General features: G+C 25.6%; 5 protein-coding genes and 1 pseudogene. 3 read left to right on the top strand and 3 right to left on the bottom strand.

The genetic code is table 11. The features are described 5' to 3' along the window. Positions 1–3 precede the first annotated feature (3 nt). Positions 4–273: a hypothetical protein gene (locus KO488_RS05625; RefSeq protein WP_216057818.1), complete on the bottom strand. Its 270-nt coding sequence runs from the start codon at positions 271–273 to the stop codon at positions 4–6. A 544-nt stretch (positions 274–817) separates the two neighbouring features. Here KO488_RS05625 and KO488_RS15495 point away from each other — a divergent pair. The 3 genes and pseudogenes from KO488_RS15495 to KO488_RS05610 all read left to right on the top strand — a co-directional run. Next, positions 818–976: pseudogene (locus KO488_RS15495) on the top strand (hypothetical protein); the annotation flags it as partial. 63 nt (positions 977–1039) lie between these two features. Next, positions 1040–1348 carry a helix-turn-helix domain-containing protein gene (locus KO488_RS05615; RefSeq protein ID WP_216057817.1) on the top strand — a complete coding sequence of 103 codons (309 nt, stop codon included), beginning with the start codon at positions 1040–1042 and terminating at the stop codon, positions 1346–1348. Next, entirely contained in the window at positions 1345–2556 is a 1212-nt protein-coding gene (locus KO488_RS05610; RefSeq protein WP_216057816.1) for a type II toxin-antitoxin system HipA family toxin, read from the top strand. The genes KO488_RS05615 and KO488_RS05610 overlap by 4 nt, the downstream gene beginning before the upstream one ends. Before the next feature lie 545 nt (positions 2557–3101). Here the strand turns inward: KO488_RS05610 and KO488_RS05605 are convergent. Together KO488_RS05605 and KO488_RS05600 are read right to left on the bottom strand one after the other, a co-directional pair. Beyond that, the gene (locus KO488_RS05605) at positions 3102–4427 is read right to left on the bottom strand and encodes a DnaB-like helicase C-terminal domain-containing protein (protein ID WP_216057815.1); all 1326 of its coding nucleotides are present in this window, start codon (positions 4425–4427) and stop codon (positions 3102–3104) included. A gap of 47 nt (positions 4428–4474) precedes the next feature. Beyond that, entirely contained in the window at positions 4475–5953 is a 1479-nt protein-coding gene (locus KO488_RS05600; protein WP_216057814.1) for a replication initiation protein, read from the bottom strand. Between the last annotated feature and the right edge of the window lie 236 nt (positions 5954–6189).

Raw genomic sequence — 6189 nt, 5'->3', positions numbered from 1 at the left:
AATTCATGTTACCACTCCACCACCTCCACAAAATCCAACTAGTACACCTGCTTGGGCTAACATTCTCATTGCAGCTTGAGTAATAGATGTTCCTATTCCTAAAAGTAAACAAGTAGTATTAGCAATTGGAATATTCCAATATTGATACTCTTTCTTAGCTTCACTGAGATAAAGAACTCTACCATCCTTTTGCATAACACGACAATACTCAAGATAATATATATTTGCTCTTTTTGAGTGTAATATAGCTTTTAAATCCGTTAGATTTTTCATATTTAGTCCAATACATTGTGTATATTTTATAATTAATACATTTACTGATATTAGTATAGCAACTAGTATTCATTCATAATTTCTGTTTATATATTATAATATATAAACTCTATAATGTCTGTAAATTATCAATAGGTTCTAAATTATGAAAAAACATGCCTATGACAAAGATTACATGAAGAGCTAAGCTTATCTTTCAAGTGTCTAAGCATTCTGATATAGATTTAAAAAAATTGTTAATGGAATTAGAAACACTTCTATGTTTGACTATGGAGATGGCCAAATTCTAGGGTATATTAATGTTATTCCTTCTATTTCAGAGAGAAAAGATAATCTTTCCATAAGTATTAATCATAGTATTTACTCTTAAGGTCTATTTTTTGTATTTAGAGTTTAAATAAAAAGGACTTAATTAAATCAAGCCCTTTTTTCTAACTATTTACACCTATCTTTATACTTCTGACCACCAGAATAAGGTATTGTAAGATCATTTCTAATTAGTTCAGTATCTTGCATTTATTAATTAAAAAAATATGATGATGAAAGTATAGAAATAACAGTTGAATACACACAAAATATTGAAGTTTTACCATTTATTCAAAATTGGATGCCAAATATGATAATTCTTGAACCACAAGAACTTAAAGATGAGTATTTAAAAAGATTAAAAGAAACAATATCAAATCAAAATACAAGCATATAAAATAAAAGATGTGTTAGATAATATATTAGCTATAATATATTATCTTTCTTAATAAGGATTAATATGTTAGATATTAATATAGAAACACCATCTTCAATCTTGGAAGTCTTAAAGGATAATTTTAAACAAAAAAGACTGAGTTTTAATCTTACTCAAGAAGGTCTTAGCAAAAAAAGTGGTGTGAGTTTAGGGAGTTTAAAAAGGTTTGAGAGTATTGGTCAGATATCTTTAGAATCACTTTTAAAACTTGCCTTAGTTTTAGAGTGTTTAGATGAGTTTAAAAATATAGCAATAATAAAAGATGAGATTGCTGCTATAGATGATCTCTTTAAACAAGAAAATCAAAAAAAACAACGAGGTAGTATTAAATGAGTATACAAACTATAAATGTTCATCTAAATACAAATAACAAAAAAATAAAAGTTGGAACTCTAGCATACAAGTCTCAAAAGATATACTTTGAATATGATAAAGACTTTCTAAAAACAAATATAGAGCTATCCCCTTATAAACTTCCAAAAAAAAATGGTGTACATATATGTCAAAAAAATACTTTTGAGGGACTTTTTGGAGTATTTGCTGATAGTTTACCTGATGGTTGGGGAAAACTACTTTTAGATAGATATCTTTTAAGTAAAGGGATAAATTTTAGAGATATTACACAACTAGACAGACTAGGACATATCGGAGAGTTTGGTATGGGAGCTTTAACTTATGAGCCTATACTTGAAAATATCACATTTGATGAAGATGAAATATCACTTGAAAAAATAGCACAATCTTCTCAAAAAATCTTACAAGGAACAAGTACAGAACTTCTTGACACTCTTTTGGCTATTGGTGGATCTAGTGCAGGTGCTAGACCAAAAGCTATGATACAAATAGATAATGAAAATAATATTATTCATGGAAGTCAAACTCTACAAAAAGGGTACCAACACTATATAGTGAAATTTCCAAACTCTCTTGATGATAAAGATATAGGAAAAATAGAATATATTTACTCAATGATGGCAAAAGATGCAAAAATAAATATTCCAAATACTAAACTACTTCATACTAAAACAAATAGTTATTTTGCTATTCAAAGGTTTGATAGAGTACAAGATAAAAGAGTACATATCCATTCTGTTGCTGGACTTACTCATACTGATTTTAGATTGCCAACTGTTGATTATGATGACCTTTTAGGCTTAACATTACATCTTACAAAAGACGTATCACAACAAAGCATGATGTTTAGATTAGCTGTATTTAATCTACTCACTCACAATAGAGATGATCATGCTAAAAACTTCTCATTTTTATTGGATAATCAAAACAATTGGAAACTGTTACCTGCTTATGACTTGACCTTTTCATTCGGTCCAAATGGTGAACATAGCACAACTTATCTAGGTGAAGGGAAAAAACCTACTCTAGAACATATTCATAAACTAGCAAAAAAACATAATATCAAAAATAGTGAGCAGATAATATCTGAAGTACAAGATGGTGTGAAGAACTTTAAAAAATATGCTAAAGAATTAGGAATTTCACAAAGTAGCTATAAAAATATTAGTGGATCTTTTTTGATTTAATGCAAAAGCCAAGGAGTAGTTCATTTCATTAAATGAAATAGTATAATAAATAAAAGTATCCAAATTAGGATTATTTATAAAAGATTAAATCTTACAAAAAATGAATATGCTAATTTACTTAAATGCATATATTTTTAAGAAGTTAAAAGAAATATGAAAATATTGATACGTATGAGAGATTCAAATTAATAGAAAATAAGAAAATATAGCATATAGTCAAGTGTAAAAGTAAAATACAGCAATAGTACTAATAAATCTACAGTTATATTTGAAACAACAAAAGAAAGACGTTGATATCAAATATAAAATAAATTTAGCAATTGAAAATATTTAAATAAAGAATATATCTAAGTATTGTATATTTTCATTAAATGAAATGAAATATCTTATATCAAACATGTTAAAATATAACTAGTAATGTCTATGAAACTTTTTGAATACTTCACGTCTAAAATATAAGAGATTAAAGAAAAACTGTTCAGAATTCTATGTCCTATTTAGGGTAACGAGATCATATGAAGATACACCCTTATAGTAGTTTTTAATTACTCAAATTCAATTACCAATGGTTCTGTAGGTTTTTTTTCAACAAATCTTACATATTTACCTTCAAAACCAACATGTGCAGTACCTGTCTCTCCATCTCTATTCTTTAACACTATAATCTCTGCTGCTTCTTGTTTCTTTTCATACATTGATGGAGTATTCTCTTTATTCTGCTTATAATATGATTCTCTATATAGACCAAGAACAATATCTGCATCTTCTTCAATATTTCCAGAGTTCTTTAAATCACTTAATTTAGGCCTTTTATTTTCTCTTGTTTCAAGTCCTCTATTCAATTGCTGTAGTAGGAAAACTCTTATATTATAATCTCTTGCGATTTTCTTTAGCATTGCAGAAATCTGCCCTATTTCTATATCTTCTCTTGTCTTACCTAATAATTGTATTTTACCTGTATGATCTACAAAAATATTTTTTATATTTGGGTTTTTACGTAATACTACTTTTATTCTACTTTGTAATTCTGTTAGTGTTGGATATGATTTATCATGAATAATTAAATCATCTGTTCCAAAGAATGCAGTTGCTTCATCAAATTTATTTCTATTTTTAACTAAGCCTTTTTTTAAATCATTTAAACTTTCTTCAGCTTTAGTTGCTATCAATCTAGTCATAATTTTTTTTGCTGGCATTTCTAATGATTCAATTAAAACACCTTTTTTATCTTCTAATGATTCAATTGCAAGTGTTGAAATTATACTCGTTTTACCCATCGAAGGCCTAGCAGCAATTACAATTAAATCTCCATCTTCAAAAGCACCAATAATATTATCTAATGATTTTAATCCAGATGATTGTCCTAAAACTTTAGAGCCATTTTCAGCAGCAAACTCCATATCTTTTAAAACAACTGAGATTAAATCTTTTGAAGTTAATGAATCATTTGTATTTTGATTTTCTATATTCTCTATTTCTTTTTGTAAAGTATATAAAACATCGTCACTTTTACTATTCTCTTCTATATATCTTGGAATTCTTTTAGATAGATCCTGAATTTTTCTGAATTTTGAATCTTCTTTGATTTCATGACAATATGCCTCAACATTTGTAATAGGATTTACACTTAAAAGATCAATTAAATCTGTATCACTAAATGAGCACCCTACCCCTCTTTTTCTAATAAATTCTTCATCAATTGGCATATCTTCACTATGAAGTTCAAGCATAATTTTATATATATCTTGATGTATCTTTAAATAAAAATCTTCAACTTCAAGTATTTCAGATACTGTATATATTTCTTCATATCTAAATATAATTGAACTTAGAACTGTTTTTTCAATACTTAATGAATGCATAATATCCATTGTTTCACCTTTATATAAAAAGTATTCGCTCTAGCACGAATACTTTATTAAATATCTTTTTTACTATTTTCTTCAATATAAATTTTTAGTTGCTCAAATGTTAGAAGTGATTTAGATTTCTCAATTTCAGTAAGTGGATCGTTTAAATTTTGTATGAAAAGTCTATATTTTATATTACCATTTTCTTTTTCTTCTTTAATGTCTGTAACCAAATATTTAAATACTTCGCTATCTCCAAATTTATTTTTCTTGTTTATTGTAAATACCTTATTTATAAACTCTTTTGTTGGATCATCTTTAATAATTTTACCAACCAGATTTCTGTTCTTGTATAGATATCTCCAAATAAGTAAACTCTCTTCTTTCTTAATCACTACTCCAGTTGTAGCATTTAGAAGATATCCTGTTTCATTTTGAACAGAAATTATATCTTCCTTATCAAATCCAGGGAGGTTATTACCTAATTGTTTTCCTTCATATTCCTTAATTACTTGTTCTTTAAATTTTTTGAAGTCTTTTACAGTTAAAAGTCTCTGTATTTCATCTTGTTCAATATCTTCATTACTCCCTGATTCAACAAAATCTTTTTTATATAGCGCTTTTAAAGTTGCTTCAAGTCCTTTTTCATCGTCCTTAACAATATGAGTAAAATTATTAGTTAAGGCTTCTTTTAATGCTATTATATATTTATTTGTATCAACATTATCTAAAGTATAAAACTTATCTAAGTATTCACACTCTTTTCCAATTAAGTATTGATATTTATTTTTTCTAGAATTATCTTCTAAAATTAAATTATTTTTAATTCTTTTTACATGAAATATTATAAATTCTACTCTTGGGCCTATTTTCTGTACATTATAAGAAATATATAGAGTATTTGAACTTTCATTTATTTCTTCCAATATAACTTCCAAAACATCTTTCTTAAAATTTGCATATCGAGAATATTTATTTTTCAAATCTAAAATATCTTTAATTGTATCGATTTTTAATTTGATTACATTTAATGATTGAGATTTAATATATTCATAAAATTTTATTGTATGTTTAAATTTAAAATTAACAATATCAATTAAATCATACATAAAAAAGTTTTTCTTAAGATTTATAAGATATTCATCCATATCTTTATTAAAATTAATAAGTACTTTCTTTGTATATTTCTCAAATTTAAAGTCATTTCTTATTAGCCCTACTTCTCTAATAGATTCACCTTCGTCAAATGTTATGTATATATTTGCAAGTCGTCTAAGTGTCTTACGTGTTTCGCTATATAAGTGTTTTTCCTTAATATTTAACGCTTTTATTTCATCAGTAGAAATTTCATAAAAATCTTTAAATAATGATTCTTGACTATCAACTTTTGAAATAATAAGTTTAAAAATTTTAAGATCATTAACACTAAAAGCTGAAACGTCACCTTTTATAAATTTATTTAACTGAACAACTTTTCTATTTTTTAATATCTTTTTTTGTTCTTCGTTAAATAATTCTTTTTTTGTAGGTTTAACTCTTTTTTCCACTATTTTTCCATTAAATATCATTTTATTAATAATAACTATTTAATGCTTAAATTTCTCAAATCTTATGTCATTTATGTAAATAGTTCTCAAATTCTATGTCATGGCTAATAATTTTCATTATTTTTTAGCTTTTTTATTTAAATCTTATATTATAAAATATAACTCGCTAAAATAGTTCCTTTTTATTTTGTTGGTATATTAAATCAATATTGTATTTTCTATAATATTTATTCTCA

The organism is Poseidonibacter lekithochrous (assembly GCF_018861145.1).
Lineage (GTDB): Bacteria > Campylobacterota > Campylobacteria > Campylobacterales > Arcobacteraceae > Poseidonibacter > Poseidonibacter lekithochrous_A.
Note: the sequence above shows the minus strand (reverse complement) of the source record. Positions and strands in the feature narration are given on the sequence as shown.

Excerpts from the sequence above, each read along its gene's own strand:
- KO488_RS05610 (WP_216057816.1), top strand. The coding sequence starts at position 1,345 with ATGAGTATACAAACTATAAATGTTCATCTAAATACAAATAACAAAAAA.
- KO488_RS05605 (WP_216057815.1), bottom strand. The coding sequence starts at position 4,427 with ATGGATATTATGCATTCATTAAGTATTGAAAAAACAGTTCTAAGTTCA.
- KO488_RS05625 (WP_216057818.1), bottom strand. The coding sequence starts at position 273 with ATGAAAAATCTAACGGATTTAAAAGCTATATTACACTCAAAAAGAGCA.
- KO488_RS05615 (WP_216057817.1), top strand. The coding sequence starts at position 1,040 with ATGTTAGATATTAATATAGAAACACCATCTTCAATCTTGGAAGTCTTA.